Origin of the sequence: Achromobacter sp. GbtcB20 (assembly GCF_019091095.1) — a bacterium.
Classification (GTDB): domain Bacteria; phylum Pseudomonadota; class Gammaproteobacteria; order Burkholderiales; family Burkholderiaceae_B; genus Achromobacter; species Achromobacter mucicolens.
In genome coordinates, this window is record NZ_JAGXJZ010000365.1 from 1 (window position 1) to 327 (window position 327).

The 327-nt window shown below is 64.8% G+C and carries 1 protein-coding gene; it reads left to right on the plus strand.

Annotation, left to right across the window (positions count from 1 at the left end; genetic code table 11):
• Positions 1-327 (plus strand): transglycosylase domain-containing protein (locus tag KVT32_RS29345; protein ID WP_217619346.1); only part of this gene is annotated, 327 nt, incomplete at both ends.

A 327-nucleotide genomic window follows, 5' to 3' on the forward strand; every position in this document is an offset into this window, starting at 1 on the left:
CGATGGCCTACCCGAACCTGCCGGCGCTCGACACCATCACCGATTACCGTCCGAAGATGCCGCTGCGGATCTTCACGGCCGATAACGTCCTGATCGGCGAATTCGGCGAAGAACGCCGGACCCTGGTGCGCTTCAAGGACATCCCCGACGTCATGAAGAAGGCCGTGCTCTCGATCGAGGACGACCGCTTCTACCAGCACGGCGGCGTCGACTACATGGGCATCCTGCGCGCGGCCCTGCACAACGCGACCAGCGGCTCGCGCCAGGGCGCCTCGACCATCACCCAGCAGGTGGCACGCAACTTCTTCCTGTCGTCGGAACAGACCC